The organism is Burkholderia sp. A2 (assembly GCF_001729305.1).
In the GTDB taxonomy this organism is placed as follows: domain Bacteria; phylum Pseudomonadota; class Gammaproteobacteria; order Burkholderiales; family Burkholderiaceae; genus Burkholderia; species Burkholderia sola.
Window position 1 is genome coordinate 208307 of record NZ_LZXX01000086.1, and the last position, 17595, is coordinate 225901.

11 protein-coding genes are annotated in these 17595 nt (G+C 66.5%); 4 read left to right on the top strand and 7 right to left on the bottom strand.

Going from position 1 to position 17595, the window contains the following annotated elements:
* The first annotated feature begins 645 nt into the window (after window positions 1-645).
* From A9Z05_RS10495 to A9Z05_RS10505, 3 genes are read left to right on the top strand one after another with little or no spacing between them, the layout of a single operon-like run.
* Window positions 646-2061 carry a sugar porter family MFS transporter gene (locus A9Z05_RS10495; protein WP_069618030.1) on the top strand — a complete coding sequence of 472 codons (1416 nt, stop codon included), beginning with the start codon at window positions 646-648 and terminating at the stop codon, window positions 2059-2061.
* Between the two features lie 57 nt (window positions 2062-2118).
* A complete protein-coding gene (locus A9Z05_RS10500; RefSeq protein WP_069618031.1) occupies window positions 2119-2847 on the top strand; it encodes an HAD family phosphatase in 729 nt (242 codons plus the stop codon).
* A 30-nt stretch (window positions 2848-2877) separates the two neighbouring features.
* Entirely contained in the window at window positions 2878-4392 is a 1515-nt protein-coding gene (locus A9Z05_RS10505) for a mannitol dehydrogenase family protein (protein WP_069618032.1), read from the top strand.
* Here the strand turns inward: A9Z05_RS10505 and A9Z05_RS10510 are convergent.
* Window positions 4381-6333 (bottom strand): FUSC family protein, encoded by a 1953-nt coding sequence (locus A9Z05_RS10510; RefSeq protein ID WP_069618033.1) that lies wholly within the window; start codon window positions 6331-6333, stop codon window positions 4381-4383. The two genes, A9Z05_RS10505 and A9Z05_RS10510, sit on opposite strands and share 12 nt — an antisense overlap.
* A gap of 91 nt (window positions 6334-6424) precedes the next feature.
* On the bottom strand, window positions 6425-7522 hold the full coding sequence (locus A9Z05_RS10515; RefSeq protein WP_069618034.1) for a branched-chain amino acid aminotransferase: 1098 nt from the start codon (window positions 7520-7522) through the stop codon (window positions 6425-6427).
* 183 nt (window positions 7523-7705) lie between these two features.
* Between A9Z05_RS10515 and A9Z05_RS10520 the strand changes: the two genes are divergently transcribed.
* Entirely contained in the window at window positions 7706-8164 is a 459-nt protein-coding gene (locus A9Z05_RS10520; RefSeq protein WP_069618052.1) for an Lrp/AsnC family transcriptional regulator, read from the top strand.
* Window positions 8165-8314: 150 nt separating this feature from the next.
* Here the strand turns inward: A9Z05_RS10520 and A9Z05_RS10525 are convergent, their stop codons facing one another.
* From A9Z05_RS10525 to A9Z05_RS10545, 5 genes are all read right to left on the bottom strand, one after another.
* Window positions 8315-9463 carry a porin gene (locus A9Z05_RS10525; protein ID WP_069618035.1) on the bottom strand — a complete coding sequence of 383 codons (1149 nt, stop codon included), beginning with the start codon at window positions 9461-9463 and terminating at the stop codon, window positions 8315-8317.
* Window positions 9464-10024: 561 nt separating this feature from the next.
* Entirely contained in the window at window positions 10025-11260 is a 1236-nt protein-coding gene (locus A9Z05_RS10530) for a S53 family peptidase (protein WP_069618036.1), read from the bottom strand.
* Window positions 11261-11293: 33 nt separating this feature from the next.
* The gene (locus A9Z05_RS10535; protein WP_069618037.1) at window positions 11294-13426 is read right to left on the bottom strand and encodes a polysaccharide deacetylase family protein; all 2133 of its coding nucleotides are present in this window, start codon (window positions 13424-13426) and stop codon (window positions 11294-11296) included.
* A gap of 628 nt (window positions 13427-14054) precedes the next feature.
* Entirely contained in the window at window positions 14055-14702 is a 648-nt protein-coding gene (locus A9Z05_RS10540) for a hypothetical protein (RefSeq protein ID WP_069618038.1), read from the bottom strand.
* A gap of 128 nt (window positions 14703-14830) precedes the next feature.
* On the bottom strand, window positions 14831-17595 hold a 2765-nt coding region (locus tag A9Z05_RS10545), incomplete at its 5' end, for an autotransporter domain-containing protein (RefSeq protein ID WP_141723399.1).

The following is a 17595-nucleotide window of genomic DNA, read 5'->3' on the forward strand; positions in this document are numbered from 1 at the left end:
CGCGGGCCGCGGAATGGTCCGTTTTCGCAGCCCTTATCGGGCCGCTCGCCGGGACATCATTTCGTAAACTTGATCTTTTGCTCCGATTCTGGATAATTGTTCATGCCTTGAGCGCCATGTGCCTTGTCGCTCGCGCCACGAGGCCGTAGCCCGCCAGCCCCTCTTGGCTGGCATCCCCTGTTTCGGCGCCTGACCAACCGGTCCGCCGAAATACCGTCACGATTCCCCCGGCAACGGCGGAATCGTTCGCCTGCAACGCAGGCCGTGAAGCGCCAGAGGAGACACTGGCGCCTTGCTCCAAAGTGCGGCTCCAGATCGTGCTCAACCAGAGGAATCGTCGCGCCCTCGATCCAAACCGGTTTGGACGGGCCGTGAGCGAGTTCCCTACTCGGTGACCGACATGACGAAGCAATCAACCCGCGTACCAACCGGACGTCCCTCCTATCGGCGCGTTCCATTTGCCCGACGCGGCGGCACGCCGCCCGGCCACGTCCCCGCGCTCGCCTGAGCGCCGGTCCGCGCCGTCCCGCTCCGCGGCTTGATCGAGGCGTTACCGCACGTGCGGCGGCGCCTTTTACCGGAGCGGACGCATGCCGCCACGTTTCGTTCGCCCGTGCGACGAACCGCATCACAAGGAAAACCGTCATGGCTTCTGACTCCGCCCTTCCCGACACACCCGCGGCCCGCCCCGGGCCCACTCCCTCCGCCTACATGCGTACCGTCGCATCGATCGCGGCGATCGCCGGCGGACTCTACGGATACGACACCGGCATCATTTCGGGCGCGCTGCCCCTCATCGCGCGCGAGTTCGCGCTCGACTACCGCGCGCAGGAGCTCGTCGCCGCCGCGATCCTGCTCGGCGCGGTGATCGGCGCGCTGGCCGGCACCCGCATGTCGGCTGCGCTGGGACGCCGCAAGACCATTACGATCGTCTCGGCGATCTATGCGGCCGGCGTGCTGGCTGCCGCCCTCTCGCCCGACGTCTGGTCCCTTGCCGCTTCCCGGCTCGTGCTCGGATTCGCGGTCGGCGGCTCGACGCAGATCGTGCCGACCTACATCGCGGAACTCGCGGAGCCGGACAAGCGTGGCCGCCTGGTCACCTACTTCAACGTATCGATCGGCATCGGCATCCTGCTCGCGGCATTGATCGGCGTCGCGGGTAACGACCTGTTTTCCTGGCGCGCGATGATCGGCATCGCGGTCGTCCCGTCCGTGATCCTGATGGTCGGCATGACCCGACTGCCGCGCAGCCCGCGCTGGCTCGTCGAGCAGGATCGCATCGCCGACGCGCATGGCGAGTTGTCGAAGGTGCGGGCATCCCAGGCGGCCGTCCGGCACGAGATTGCCGATATTCGGGACGTGGTCGAGCGGCAGCAGGACAGCGCGACATCGGGCTGGCGCACGATGCGCGAGCGCTGGGTACGCCCCGCGCTCGTTGCCGGCCTCGGCGTCGCCGCGTTCACCCAGCTGAGCGGCATCGAGATGATGATCTATTACACGCCGACGTTCCTTCGCGACGCGGGATTCGGCGCGTCGGCATCGCTGTGGGCCGCACTCGGCGTCGCCATCACGTATCTCGTGATGACCTTCATCGGCAAGCTGATCGTCGACCATGTCGGCCGCCGTGCGCTCAGCCTGGCGACGCTGCCCGTCGCGGCTGCCAGCCTCGTGCTGCTTGGCTGCCTGCTGCGCGGCGACTTCGTTTGGCCCATGCAGCAACTGTGGATCGTCATCTGCCTGATCGCGTTCATGGTGTTCAACGCCGGCGGTATCCAGGTCATCGGCTGGCTGACGGGCGCCGAAATCTACCCCGTCGCGATTCGCAACCAAGCCACCGGCGCGCACGCGGCGATGCTGTGGGGCTCGAACCTCCTGCTGACCGGCACCGCGCTGACCGTGACCAAATGGCTCGGTGTCGGCGGGGCGATGTGGGCGTACGCGTGTCTCAACGCGCTCGCCTGGGTGTTCATCTTCTTCATGGTGCCGGAAACGCGCGGTCGCAGTCTCGAGGACATCGAACGCGCATTGAAGCGCGGAACCTTCGGGCCGCGCCATTCCTGATCGCCCCCCCGGTCAAGCCAGTTACGTCCATCCCGCCTTCTCGTCACGGAAACCGACATGAACGAACTCACCGACATGCGTCGACTTTCTGACCTCGCGCTGATCAGCGATTGCGACGGCGTGCTCGTCAACAGCGAGGCCATCGCCGAACGCATCATCGTGACGCGCCTCGAGCACCTCTGGGGACTCGCCGGCCTTCGCGACGTCGTGCGCCCCCTGCTCGGCATGCGCGCCGAGCAACTGCTGCGCACGGTCGCAACCATCGTCGATCGGCCGCTCGCCGACGACACGCTGGTGGCGATTCGCGCGGACGTCCACGCAAACGCGGTCAATGCACCGGCCATCGACGGCGTGCGCGACGCGTTCGCCGCCATCCCGCTCGTCAAGGCATGCGCAAGCAACAGCGATCTTGCGTACGTGCGCAGCGTGGTCGACCGGATCGGCCTGGCCGACATGTTCGGCGAACGCTTGTTCACGGCCGACCAGGTGCCCTCGCCCAAGCCCGCCCCCGATGTCTATCTGGCCGCTGCCCGTCGCATGCATGTCGCGCCCGAACGGTGCATCGTCGTCGAGGACAGCGCGACCGGGACGGCAGCCGCGATTGCCGCCGGCATGACCGTACTCGGTTTCGTGGGCGCCGCGCATGCGGCACGAACCCAGGCGGACAAGTTGCGCGCCGCCGGTGCGTACGTCGTCTTCGACGACATGGCCGCGCTGCCGTCGCTCGTCGAGCGCTGGCTGCAACACATGCACGGCACGACGCCCGCTTTGCGCATGCGCGCCTGACCTTCCTCGAACCCGACATACCCCGCGATCATGAACGACAACGCCTTCCCTCCGGCGCCCGAAGACGGCGCGCCCCATCCGCTCTCCGATGCGACGCTCGGACGCGTGGCACCGCACGTCGCCGTTCCCGCCTACGACCGTCTTCGCCTGAGCGCAGGCGTCGGCAACTTCCATCGCGCTCATCAGGCGCGCTACATCGATCACGTGCTGCATCTGCCCGGTCACGAAAAATGGGCGATATGCGGAATCGGACTGGGTAACGGCCCGGCCTCGGTCGCAAAGGCCGACGCGCTCCGCGCACAGGATTGCCTCTATACGCTGACGGAGTTCGCGAGCGACGGCACGACGACGGTGCGCGTCATCGGTGCAATGATCGAGTATCTGCACGCACCGGGCGATCCGGAGGCCGTACTGACCCGCCTTGCCGACCCGGCGATCCGGATCGTCTCGCTGACCATCACGGAAGGCGGTTACAACCTCGACGAGACGACCGGCGCATTTCGCTTCGACACGCCCGACGTCGCGCACGATCTGCTGGGGGGACCGCCCCGTACCGCGTTCGGGTTCATCGTCGAAGCGCTCAGACGGCGCCGAGCCGCCAACGTACTGCCCTTCACCGTGATGTCCTGCGACAACCTGCGCAGTAACGGCGATACCGCGCGACGCGCCGTACTCGACTTCGCACGTGCGGTCGACGTCGATCTCGCTGCCTGGATCGAGCGTTACGTGGCGTTCCCGAACAGCATGGTCGATCGAATCGCGCCGCAGGTGACGGACGCGGTCCGCGTGCGCGCCAACCGATCGTCAGGCATCGACGACACGGCACCCGTCGTTGCCGAATCGTTCTCGCAATGGGTGATCGAGGACAGTTTCAGCGCCGGACGTCCGGCATTCGACGCCGCGGGCGTCGAATTGCGCGACGACGTCCATACGTACGAGGCCATGAAGGGGCGCATGCTGAATGCTTCTCACATGTTGCTCGCTTACCCGGCGATTCTGTTGGGGCATCGTTTCGTCCATGACGCAATGGCTGATCGCGATCTCGCCGCGCTGCTCGACACCTTCCTGACCCGGGACGTCGCTCCGATCCTCACGCTACCGCACGGCGTGTCCGCGCACGCCTATGCTCAAAGCACGCTCGCGCGCTTTCGCAACGCCGCACTCGGCGACCAGTTGCTGCGCGTCGCGCACGACGGCGCATCGAAGATCCCGGTGTTTCATGCAAAGACCATCGGAGCACTGGTCGCGCGCAACGGCGACCTGCGCCGCGAAGCCCTGCTGCTGGCTTGCTTTCAGCAGTACCTGAAGGGTGTCGACGATCGTGGCGCCCCCTTCGCCGTCAGTGAACCGCAGTTCGACGCAGCGGATCTCGATCGTGTGCGAAGCGGCAATCCGCTCGCGATCCTCGACTCAAAACCGTTCGCCGCACTGGGCCTCGATGCCGACGCGGAATTCGTCGCGCTGTTCCGCACGATGCAGGCAGCCGTGGCGGCACGCAGGACGCGCGATGCCATCCGGCTGGCGCTCGATGCTTCAGATGCCTGAACAACGTAGCGCTTCCCGAACATCGGTGGCGCGAACGCCGCTGTCGGAGCGATGCGACCGTTCCTCGCCCGTCGTTTTTCCGAACAGCGCATCCTCGAATGCGCGGTTGAGTTCGATCAGCTTCGCGTCGAGCCGAGCCAGTTCCCGAGGCGTCGGCAACGGAGGATCGCCGGCTATCGCGAGCGTTCCGTGCCCGACGCTCGCAGCCGCCTCGAGTGGCATCGAACGGCCGCGATCCAGATCGCTCATCAATGCATCGATTCGCGTGACGATGGCTGCGCGCGCATGTCGCTCGAATGCGACAGCCGACTCACCGAATTCAACAGGCAGGCGTGTCGCCACGATTCGTCCGTACAGCCAGCAGACCAGCAGCGTGTCCAGCAACCGTCGGGCATCGCCGGATGCACGGAGCAGGCGCCACGCGGCCAACGGCCTGATTGCCATCCGCACGTCGTGCAAACGACGATCGGCCATGCGCGTCTGCGGCGCCGCCGGGCGCGTGCCGTCGTCGCGTTCATGCACGAGTTCGCGCAGCGCCGCCAACAGGCCGTGCGAGCGCGTCGCGATGTGGCGCGACGCCGCCAGCGGCATCACCAGCATCGCCGCCGCGAGCGAGACCGCGCAGCCGATCAACACCTCGCCGATACGCAGTTCCGCAAGCGCGCCGATCTCGAACCCCAGTTGCGCATAGACGACGCCGATCAGCACCGTCAGAAAGAATACGCCGCGCCCGTAGGCATGCAGGATGTGATACGCCCAGGCAAACACACACACGCCCATGACGATGACCACGACTGCATTCGCATGATGAACGGCGCTGACGACGAGTACGCTCGCGAGCGCGCCGGCCAGCGTGCCGGCGACGCGTTGCGCGCCGCGATAGATCGTGTCGGCGCACGAATAGGTGCCGAAGAACACGACGAACGTGCTGAGCACCGCCCACATCCACCGCTCCGACGACAGCGTCTGGCCGATCAACATGGCGGCGCACGCGGCCGCCGCGGCGCGGGTCGCCGGCAACCATGCAAGCGTGCGCCAGTCGGTGGTCCACGGCAGCGCGCGTGCGTGCCGCGGCGTCGCGGGCGGACGTGCGGCGGCCATGCGCGCCGCCACTTCGCCGGCGACGGTTTCGAAGCGCGCAATCGCCGCGCGTAGCGCCGCGGCGGCGGCGTCCGTCCGGTCGTGGTTCAGCACGCGCCGGGCCGCCGCGATCTCCAATGCGACGAGCGCGGCGTGCAATGCACGCGCGTCGCGTTCATCGAGTGTCGACGCGTGATTCTCGAGCGCGATGGCGGCTTCGTTCAACGCGAGCAGATGCGCCATCGCACCCCACTCGCCCGCGTCCGGTACGTCGCTTCGTGCGATGCATGCCGCTTGCAGCGATACCGAGCGCGCGATGAGCCGGGGCGTGTGCGCCGCATGCGTCGGCAACAGCATCCGGCAAACGAGCACGACGCCCGCCGGGCCCGCGATCGACATCGCCAGCATGCGGCCGACCTGTAGCGCGGCCGGATGCAGATAGAGGCCGAGGTAGTACATGGCGATCGCCAGGAACGCACATCCGATCGTGCGCGGCCCTTGGGTCTGGCACAGCATCGAACAGAACAGGACCATCACGAAACCCGCCTTGCCGACGGCCGGCCACGCGCTCGCGACGGCGGCCGCGGCGAAGCTCGCGCATGCGACGCCGTACTGCCACGCAAGCGATTCATACCAGTCCAGCCGGCGAGCATCGCGCAGGAAGAGTGGCGCGATCATCGCGAACAGTATGCCGACGGCGCCCGTGGTGATCGCGAGACCGAGATGAAGCGCCGGCGCAATGCCGAGCGCGCCGGCAAGCACGCTCGCCAGTGCGGCGCGCGCCCCGCCCAGCAGCCGATGAAGACCGGGGTCGACGATAAACAGGCGGTCAATGGCGCGTGACAACGAAACAGCGGACATGATCGGAGCATTCCAGGAGGCGGTGCGGCCGGCATGCCGGCCGCGGCTTTCGAGGCGACCGTCACGAGACGTGACGGCCGCCGTGCCGAACTCAAAACACGCGGTCCACCCAGCCGTGGCGATCGGCTTCGCGACCGTTCTGGATATCGAGCAGCGCCGCCTTCAGCCGCGACGTGACCGGCCCCGCGCCGCCTTCGCCGATCGTGAAGTCGTACGCGCGGCCCTTCACCCGGCCGATCGCCGTCACGACCGCCGCCGTGCCGCACGCGAACGCCTCGACCAGCCGACCGCTGCGCGCGTCCGCCTGCCACTGCTCGATCGTGTAGCCCTCCTCCCGCACCGTGTAATTCAGTTCCCGGGCCAGCGTGATCAACGACGCGCGCGTGATGCCCGGCAGAATCGTCCCGTTCAGCGGCGGCGTCTGGATCGACCCGTCGTCGAACACGAAGAACACGTTCATCCCGCCCAGTTCCTCGATCCAGCGACGTTCGACCGCATCGAGAAACACCACCTGCTCGCAGCCTTCGCGAGTCGCCTCCGCCTGTGCGGCCAGGCTCGCCGCGTAGTTGCCGCCGCATTTCGCGTCGCCCGTGCCGCCCGGCGCCGCCCGCGTGTACTGCTCGGACACCCACAGCGTCACCCCCGACGCTCCGCTCTTGAAGTACGCGCCGACCGGCGTCGCGATCACGCAGTACAGATACTCCGGCGACGGCTTCACGCCGAGCACGGCCTCCGTCGCGATCATGAACGGCCGCAAATACAGCGCCGCGCCGTCGAACGCCGGAATCCAGTCGCGATCGGCCCGCACCAGCGCACGTACCGATTCGACGAACATCGCCTCCGGCAACGGCGCCATCGAGAGCCGCTCGGCCGAATGACGAAAGCGCCGCGCATTCGCATCGGGGCGGAACAACGCCGCGCCGCCGTCCGGCAGCCGGAAGGCTTTCAAGCCTTCGAAAATTTCCTGCGCGTAGTGCAGCACGAGCGTCGCCGGATCGAACCGGAACGGTTCGCGCGGCCCGATTTTCGCGTGATGCCACCCTTCATCTGCCGAGTACCGGATCGTCACCATGTGATCCGTGAACACACGGCCGAAACCGGGATTGTCGAGCAGCGCGGCGCGCTCGGCCGCCGCGACGGGGTGAGGATTGGGTTCGAATTCGAAGTGCTGGACGGAATCGGTGCTCATCGTTTGCCCCTTGATCGGCAGCGGGACCGTCCCGGCTGCTACGGGCAAAAATTTATCGTAGAAAAAATAATTTCAGGTTGCGTGTTCGCCTTAAGATGGACGCGGTTTGGCAATTCCATGCTGCAAAACTCGAAAACCCGGGCACCGCGTGCCTCAACCGAATAGGTCGGACCCATGGCCGTCATCGAACTGGACGAAATCGACCGTCGCATTCTGAAAGTGCTTCAGGAAGACGGGCGAATCCAGAACGTGGAACTGGCGCAGAAGGTGGGGCTGTCGCCGTCACCGTGCCTGCGTCGCGTCAAGCAGCTGGAACAGGCGGGCGTCATCGAGCGCTACGCGGCGCTGCTCGACGCATCGAAGATCGGCGCGGGGTTGACCGTCTTCGTCCGCATCTGGCTGACGAGCCAGGACGCGAAAACCGTCGACCGTTTCACCGAGGCGGTTCAACGTCTTCCACAGGTTCTCGAGTGCCACTTGATGGCGGGCGATTGCGATTGCCTGCTGCGTGTCGTCACCGCCGATATCGACGCCTATCGGCAACTCCAGATCGACCACCTGACCCGGATCGAAGGGGTGCAGAGCGTGAAGACCGAGATTCCGATGCAGAAGATCAAGCAGACTTCCGTGCTTCCGCTTTGATCGCGCCCGGCGCCCAGGAAACGTCGGCGCGTCGTGTCGAACCGGGACTCGCGTCAGCGATCGGGGGACAGGTATCGAACCCTCACGCGCGACCGGATGAATGCGCGTATCGTTCGCGGCGCCACGCAGCCTCCGCGAACGGCATTGGCGTCAGAAGTGATGCAGCAGCGCGATACGCGCGACATATTGATTCGGGCCCGACGAGATATCGGCGGCGCCCGGAATGTACGCGTAGTCGAAGTCGGTTCCCGTGTGCGCGTTCATCGCATGCTGATAGACGCCCTCGACGAATACCGACGTACGTTTCGACACGTCGTAATTCACCTTCGTGCTCAGTTGATGCCACTTCGGATTGAACGCGCCGACCGTCGATGCGACGCGGGCTTGCGTGTACGTGTATGCCGCGCCGACGTAAAACGCAGTCGTGAAGTGATAGAGGCCGTTCACCTCGAAGTTGTCGAATTTCCACGATTTCCACGCACCGCCCGCCGGCTGCGTCGTACCGGTAAAATACGCGTTCGAAGTCGGGTCGTAGACGTCGACGTGCGAATACGTGAATCCCACGAGCGCATTCGAGAACGCATAGTTCACGCCGATGCCGATGTTCTGCTGCGACGACGCATCGAACGTGTTGTCGCCGGTGATCGCCCCGCTCGAATCGGCATTGCGTGCGTGATTGATCTTCAGATACGACGCGCCGACCGTCAGCCCGCCCTGCTGGTATTGCAGCGCGGCGCCATACAGGCGGTTGTTCGCGAAGCCGCCCGCCTGATTGCTGAACCCGTACATCGCCTCCGCGGTCATGCCGTGCCACACCGGCGACACGTACTTGACCGCGTTATTCACGCGGAACGAGTAGTCGGTGTTGTCGTTGTCGTACGGATGCGAGAACAGGTAGCCGGTCCAGTTGCCATTCGCGGTGAGCGGCGAGAAGAGATCGACGCTCGGGTCGTACTGGCGACCGAACGTCAGCGTGCCGTATCGATCCGACGCGATGCCGACGAAGGCCTGGCGGCCGAACTCCCGACCACCCTGGTTCATTTTGCCGGTGTTGACGTCGAAACCGCTCTCGAGCGTGAAAATCGCCTGGTAGCCCGCGCCAAGGTCTTCCGTGCCCTTGATGCCCCAGCGGCTGCCGTAGTCATAGCCGCTTTGCAGTTGCACGGTTCCGTGCCCGCGTGCGTTGCTCGTGTAGTTGATACCGTCCTCGATCTTGCCATACAGCGTCACGCTGCTCTGCGCATGTGCGGCCGCAGCAAGCAACGCGGCGGGCGCGACGATCCCCCAACGCTTGTTCATGACGATTTACCCCCCAGTCTTTCGTTTGCCGGTCGTAACGCTTCCGCGCTGCGTATGTGCCGCGTCGAGGCTGCTCGGCGATGCGACGGGCGCAGTGTAATGAGCCGATTTTCTGCTGTTAGCCCCTCTCGGCAGGAAGGTGCTCTTCAAAATGGGGGATGTTTGTCAGCGAGGAAAACGGCTAAGGGGCGGTTGAAAAGCACACCGGCCCGCATTCCATCGACAGTCGCGAGCCGTTTGGCGCGTGGCCCGGATCGCTGCATGGACGCACGACGGCATGGATTTTCCGTCACGCAGCGCCGCGGCCTGGCATTGAATTTCAGCGGGACGCTGCGGCGGACTGGAGCAGCATGGCCGGAACGGAGATCCGGGGATCCGTCCGTGTCGATCGAAGGCTATGACAAGGTGCGAGATGGATCGTCGATTCGCGCTAACGGCGCTATCGACCCGCCGTCGATCCGCATGGCGGTTGGCAACGAAAACACTTGCGATTTGTTCCGCACTCGCGAGTTGAAGCACGCGCAGATCGTGCGGGCACCCACCTCCGCGACCTTACCCATGTCACGGCGCGGCGATCAACGCCTGGACCAGATTCGCGGCGATCGGGCGCCCGAGGCCGGTCACGTAGTCGTATCCGGTTGCCGCCGTGCAAAGCGTGCCGCATGCGCCGTTCGAGCCGCTGACGATGTCGCGGAAGTTCGTCGCGTAGGCGCTCGACGCGAGCCCGTACAGCACACTCTGGATCGCGCTCACCGCGTTCAGCGTCGTCTTGCCACGCGCGATGCGCGCGCTGTTCGCGATCGCGATCAACGCGGACCATTGCGGTGCGCCCGCGCTCGTGCCGCCGACGACGAACCACCCGCTCTGCCCCGCATAGCCGTACGAATCGTAGACCGCGAAGCCGGACGCCGGGTCGGCATCATAGGCGACGTCGGGAAGGCCGCGCAGCCCGAGGCTATCCGACGGCATCCCGAAGTTCGACTGATACGTCGGCACCGTCTCGACGGCGCTCTGCCCGCCGCCGCTGCCGGCCCACGCCGTTTCGTCGGCATATGCGCCGCTCGCATCGGTTGCGATCGACGTGCCGCCGACGCTCAGCACATACGGCGACGCGGCCGGGTAGTCGATCCCGTTGCCGCCGTCGCCTGATGCCGCGACGAACGACACACCGTTCGCGCTGGCGAACTGCCCGTCGAATTGCGTTTCGGCCAGGAACTCGGCGCTCCCCCAGCTGATCGACACGACCTTCGCACCGACCCCGCCCGGTGCCGGCCGCGTCGCGAGTGCGACCGCGCTCATCAGGTCATCGAGCGAACTCGATGCGGCTTCGACCAGCACGATCCGCGCATTCGGTGCGATCGCGTGCGCCCACTGCACGTCGAGCGAACTCTCGAGTGCCCACAAGGCATCGGGCGGCGGAGGACGCTTGTCGGCCGTCGCGTACACCTTCGTGAAGCAGTGCGGCGACGCGCACGGCGGCAGGCCGAACGTGCGGCTGAACAATCGCAGATCGGCCTCGACGTTCGGATTGTCGTACGCATCGACGATCGCGATGATCTGATCGTCGCCACCGTAGCCGCGCGCCGGCAACGGGTCGAACCCGTAGAAACGGCGAATCTGCTGCGGCGACAGGCCCGCCGGATTCCGTTTCGCGGCCCCATGCAGATGGAGCGGCGGCCGTGCAAACCCGCTCGGCGCGCGATGCGCAGACTGTGCGAACGACACGCCGGACATCAGCGCGATGCTCGCCGATACGGCCAGCATGCACAGCGCACGCGCAAACGAAGCTCGCTTCATGGTGTTCCCCGTTGGCAAAGGAGCCGGCGCGCGTCAGTGCACCTTCGCGCTCGTGAACGACAGCGACTTGCCCGCGCCCGCGATGACCAGCCAGTTGACCGGATCGGTGATCACGACCGTCGCGCTGCCGCTTTTCACGCTCGGCAACTGGTACGTGCTCTTCGGCAACAGCCACGTCATGTCCTGCAGACTGGTCGGCTGCGTCGCGCTGAACGTCCAGCTGGCGCCGGTATCGGTCGCCGTCCAGTTCACGAGCAGACGGCGCCGGTCGAACTGCGTGAGCTGATCCATCGTGAACCACTTGAACTGGCCGGTCGTCGCCAGCGACGACGCGTAGCCGAGAATCGCCGTGACGACGTTCGGATACCATGACGCGCCCAGCGGGTGCATGTAGATCAGCCGGCTCGTGCGGTTCGCGACGACGAAATCCATCAGCGACGTGTACCAGTTCAGGACGTCCGTTGTCGGCACCGCGAACTCCTGGAACTCCTCGAACGTCGCATACTTGCCGAACGGCATCACCGGGAACGCCCAGATGCCCGGATTCAGCAGCGAACCGTTGCGATACGCACGCGTTTGCGCATTGCCGGTATGGCCGGTGAAGTAGTAGCCGGAGTAGCCGTTCGATTCGAGCCAGTTCACCGCCCATGTCGGCGTATTGCCTTCCGGGGCCGCCCACTCGACGTCCGGCTTGCCCGTCACCGACTGGACCGCATTGTGGTTCAGCACCAGATACTGCGTGAACGTGCTCGCGTTGGCTTCGCTCGCGTTCGCCCCCCAGTAGTCGTGCGCCCAGCCGCCGTGGCTGCCGACCTTGTGTCCTCGCTTGAGCAGGAACGCGACCAGTTGCTTCGCCTGCGTATTGTTCGTCAGGTTGATGCCGAGACCGTCGCCGATCGTCACGTCGTCGGGGCCGGCCGTCATCACGATCGAATACGGGCCGCTGTTCCAGACGCCGTAGTTCTTCAGGGACTGCGCGGGCTGAATCTGATCTCGCGCACAGAAGTGCCAGTTCAGGACCATCCCGGCCTGCGCACGCGGCTGCAGCGACAGGTGCGGCATCGACAGGATGTTCGTCGTGAAGTAATGCAGGAAGCCGTGGATCGGCATGCTGTCGGTTTGCCCGCCGAGATACGCGAGCGGCAGGTTGACGAACATCACGCCGCCGTTTCCATACGCCTGATAGCCGGCCACGAGCCCGAAGTTCGGCGACGTCAGCAGCGTCGTGCCCGTATACGTGCCTTGCGTGACGTAGCTCGGATAGGTGAGGAAGCCGTATACGTAGCCGGAAATGCCTTCGAGCACGTCGGTCGCCGCGGCGGGCGACGCGCTCGCGAGCGACGTCGCGCCATTCACCGCCGTCGATGCCGACGACAGCCTCGTCGAGGTCGGCGAGTACGATCCGGCTCCGACCTTTGCGCCGGCCGACACGCGCCCGAGATTCAGCGGCACGCCGGTCATGCGCCCGTTCACCGTCTTGTACGTGAAATACGCCTGATGGTTGTAACCGGCAAGCCCGCCGGGGTTCGACGTGCTCGGCTGCAGGTAGAGCAGCGGGTTCGTCGTCGAGCCGGTCGACGGAGTCGACGTGGTTGCGGTCAGCGCGGTCGCGGCCGTCGTCGAGCCCGGCCACGGCATCGACTTCCCCGGCGGAATCTGTAGCGCGCGCAACGTGCTGCCCATGCCGGTCACGTTGCCGAGGCCGATCATGTTTCCACCGAGCGTGTCGTAGAGCACGTAGTTGACGCCGGCCATCGAGCTGAAGCGCGACTGCCCGGCCGGATAGAAACCCGTCGCGTTCAGTACGCCGAAATCATAGACGAGCATCACGCGCCCGCCGTTCAACGCGTAGCTCTGGATAGCGGTCACGAGCGTATCGTCGGCGACCGTATGCACCTGGTCCGGCAGGATGAGTCCCTGGTACTGCTGCAGCGACGTGCCGCCCTGCTTGAATTGCGTGTCGCTGATCAGCGAGATCTGCAGCCCCTCCTCCGCCGCGGAATCGAGCCACGCGGACACACGCGGGTCCGGCAGCGTGAAGTTGTCCGGCAGCAGCAACAGCAACTGGTTCGACAGCGCGCTCGCCCGCCCGGGTGCCAACGTCATCAGGCAAACGGAGAAGACGATCAGAAAGGCTCGTAGGGTCCGGATTGACTTGGCCGACATTTTTTCTCTCCCCGTAGGAGGTGGGATGACAGCCGATGCTTCACTCGTCACTGCGTGCGCGTTGCGCTCATCGTGATCGAGCGGTCCGCGTCCGGATCGGGGCGCGCCATCGGCTGGCGGCGCAGAGCGAGCGTGCCGTGTTTCGGACGCCCCGCGACGCATGCGCGTCGATTTGTCGGACGATCAGGAGTGCATGGCGACTATCGTTCCTACCGCCCCCGGGTGAAGCGAACAACGTGCCAGTCTCGCGACTGCGTTGTCGGGACGGCCCGCGGCGACGTCAAGCATCCGGCACGGGAAAACCGGGCCAAAAACGTTACAGCGCCGATACGGCACACGTGGCAGGTAATGGAGCGAAGCCGGCGGGAACCGTCGCGATAGATGTGAGGCTGTTCGGTGCTGCGTCGGATGGCGCTCCCGATCGCTGCCCGCCTTGTCGGGCATCGGCAAGCGCGCGGGGAATCAACGGAAAATGATTCTGCCGTGCAACACCGGCACGGCACGCGTGTGGCTCGTGCCGTGCTCGCCTGCACGGCGTGCGGTTTTGCCTGCAAAGTTCAGCCGAGCTGCTCCCACGGCTGCGGAGCCGTGATCGCTGGAAGCGCCCGCATGAAGCAAACCGCCGGCCCTATCGCACCAGCACCATTTTTACGCAGGTCGGGCCGAGTGGTTCGCCGTTGCCGGCAGAAGCCCTGAGCGGGGACACCTCCACGGACATGCCCTGCCGTTCGAAGGCATCGAAAATCCAGCGACCGTGCTCGCCATAGCGGGATTGACGGCTGAATCCCATGGACTCCAGCGCCCGCGTGAACTGCGCGAAATCCGGCTCGCATGTCGTCGGCAGCGGGGAAGCCTGGGTTCCTGGAATCGGGTCAAAGATCAGATCCACTCGCGGACCTGTATCATCGCGCGCCCACCGTTGGAGGCTGAACGCCCAGTTGCCCTGCAGGCGTTGGCCGTAGCCGAATCCATCTTCACTCGACACTTCGGTCTGCACGCCAACGATGCGGCGCACCGTTTCGGGCGTAATGTCGGTCACGCGATTGCTGGCCTGAATCAGCTCGAGCATGCGTTGTAGCGCCTGCGTTGCAGTCAGGCCAGCCGGGGATCGGGACTCGACGCGCGAACCCGATGCCGCTTCGTCCGCGGACTGCCCATGCACGCTGCCGAATGGCGGGCATAGACTCAATACGGTCAGGATGGCGAAATAGGCCGACAGCTGGCGACCGGCGTGCGCACCTGAAATCGTGCGATTTCTGATTGCTGTCTTTGTCATAGGAAATTGACGATGGTTTTATCAATCGACTGAAAACGATGGACAACCCGACGGCGTCGCCGGCGTTTTGCTGGCCCGCTCCTTCGCTTCAGATCACGACCGGTTCCACAATCACGGTTCCCCCGCGCTCAGAACCTGGCATTGACCCGCACATATGCCGACTGCGCCGACACATGGCCCGTATTGATCGTCGCATCCAGCCCGAGCGATACCGTGGTCGTCTTGGCGGCCTGCAGCGTGACGCTCGCGCCCGTGGTCAGGAACGAGCGCGGCAGGTCTGTACCCGGCGCCGCGAACACGGTCCCGTCCTGGCTCTGCACCTGGACGACGCGGCTGCCGCGCAGGACCTCGTGCGCATAGCCGACGCGAAGCTGGACGTCGACCGGACGCACCGCGTCGCCGAACGCCTTGTCGAGCGACACACCCACGTACGGCTGGAGGCTCCTCGCGCTGTCGGAGCCGACGTGCAGGCTCTGGCCGTTGGCGCCGTCCTCGCTGAAGCCGTTGCCGCGTACGTATGCATACCGCAGCCCGACGTGCGGCGCGAACCGGAAGCGGCCGGCCGCCATCGGCAGGCTGGCCTGCGTAGCGGCGGTGAATTCGTGGCCGAGATGGTCGCCTTCGGCGGTACCCACGCTACCGAATGGCCGCTTCTGCGACAGGAAATCGAGACCGTAGCCGAGCGCGGCCGACAGGTTGACCGCGCCGATCGGCTGCGCGCCGTACAGCGCGACGCGCAGCGTGTCGATGGCGCCCGATGCGCCTGTCGTGTCTTCGGACAGCGCGGTGTGCGTGTAGCCGCCGGCCGCACCGACCGTGGCGTCGCCGAGCCGTCCCTGCGCGCCCGCCAGAAACCCGTACGCATGCGTGAGGAAGCCCGGCGCGCCGCGTGTGCCGCCCACCTTGGTGCTGGAACCGCTGGCAACGGCCCACACGTTGCCGGAGCCGGCCGCGTTATCGTCCGGGCCCGCCAGACGCCCGAGCAGCGTCGAACTGGCGCTCTGCGCCTGCAGCAAGGCTGTCGTGCCGAGCGCCGTGTAGATCGACGTCCGGGTCGGCGCGATGATCGTCGGGCCGGCCGGCGTACTGGGCCCGGTCGGCTCGGCGAGCAGCAGGTCGACCGCGTTGGCGCCGTAGTCCACCGACGATTGCAACGCGCCGAGATTCGCGCCGGCCGTGGTGGTGCCGACGTTCGCGAAATGGCCGGTCACGCCGTTGGCCGCGCTCAGTACGGTGTAGCGGCGGGCGGTATAGGTGCCGGGATCGAACAGGACGGCCAACGCGCCGCCGAGCGTCGCGGCGCCGCCTACGCGCAGTTGCGATGCTTCGGTCGGGCTGACCTCGATCGACAGCGTGCCGCCGGCCGTCTGCGTATAGTTGCCGCCCACCGACAGCGTTCCGATCGAGCCGCCCGGCGCGACCACGCCGCTGCTGCTGACGTCGCCCGATATCGTGCCGTGGCCACGCAACGCGCCGAGCGGATTCACCACGACATTGCCACCCAGCACCGCAGCGGCATTCGCCGCGTCGCCGACGGCCAACGTGCCGCCCGCCACCGTCGTCGTTCCGGAGAACGCGTTGCTGACACCGTTCAGCGTCAGCATGCCCGCGCCCTGTTTGATCAGGCCGCCGGTGCCGACGAGACTGCCGCCGAATGTTTGCGACGAGTCGTCGGACAGCGTGAGCGCGCCGCCGCCCAGCACCACGCGGCTGCCTGCCACTCCGGACAGATGCGCGACCGTCTGGCTACCGGCCGCGGACAGGTCGAGCGCGGCCACGGGGCCGGCGAGCGTGACCGACGTGGACGACGCCAGCCGACCGGCGCCCGACAACGCGAGCGTGCCCGCGTTGACCGTCGTCGCCCCTGTATAGGTGTTCACGCCGGACAGCGTCTGCGTACCGCCCGCAACCGTCAGCCCGCCGCTGCCGCTGACGGTTCCGCCAAACGTGCCGGCCGCATTGGCGAGCGTCAGCGTGCGGCTGCCCAGCGCGACCGTGCCGCTGCCGGTGAGCGCGTTGATCGTGGCGCCGAAGGGGGTTGCCGAGATGTCCAGCGTGCCGTTGTTGACGACGCTGCTCGAGGCGGAAATGCTGCCGGCGCCGGTCAGCGCCAGCGTGCCGGCATTGAGCGTGGTGGTGCCCGTATAGGCATTCGCCGCCGACAGCGTTTGCGTACCGCCCGCCACCGTCAGCCCGCCACTGCCATTGACGGTCCCGGCGAACGTGCCGGCCGCATCGGCGAGCGTCAGCGTGCGGCTGCCCAGCGCGACCGTGCCCGTGCCGGTGAGCGCATTGATCGTCGCCCCGGCGGTCGTCCCCGAGATGTCGAAGGTACCGTTGTCGACGACGCTGCTGGACGCGGCAATGCTGCCCGCCCCGGTCAGCGCAAGCGTGCCGGCATTGACCGTGGTGGTGCCCGTGTAGGCATTCGCCCCCGACAGCGTTTGCGTACCACCCGCCACCGTCAGCCCGCCGCCGCCATGGACGGTCCCGGCGAACGTACCGGCCGCATTGGCCAGCGTCAGCGTGCGGCCGCCGAGCGCAACGGCGCCCGTACCGGTGAGCGAGCTGATCGTGGCCCCGGCGGCGGTCCCCGAGATGTCGAACGTGCCGTTGTTGGCGATTCCGCTGGAGGCGGCGACGCTACCCGAGCCGCTTAATGCCAGCGTGCCGGCGTTGATCGACGTTGCACCGGTAAAGCCGTTGGCGCCCGAAAGGATCTGCGTGCCGCCCGCCACGGTAAGCCCGCCGCTGCCGCCAATCGCGCCGCTGAACGTGCCGGCCGCATTGGCCAGCGTCAGCGTCCGGCCGCCCAGCACGACCGTGCCCGTGCCGGTCAACGCATTGATCGTCGCTCCGGCGGTCGTCCCCGAGATGTCGAACGTGCCGTTGT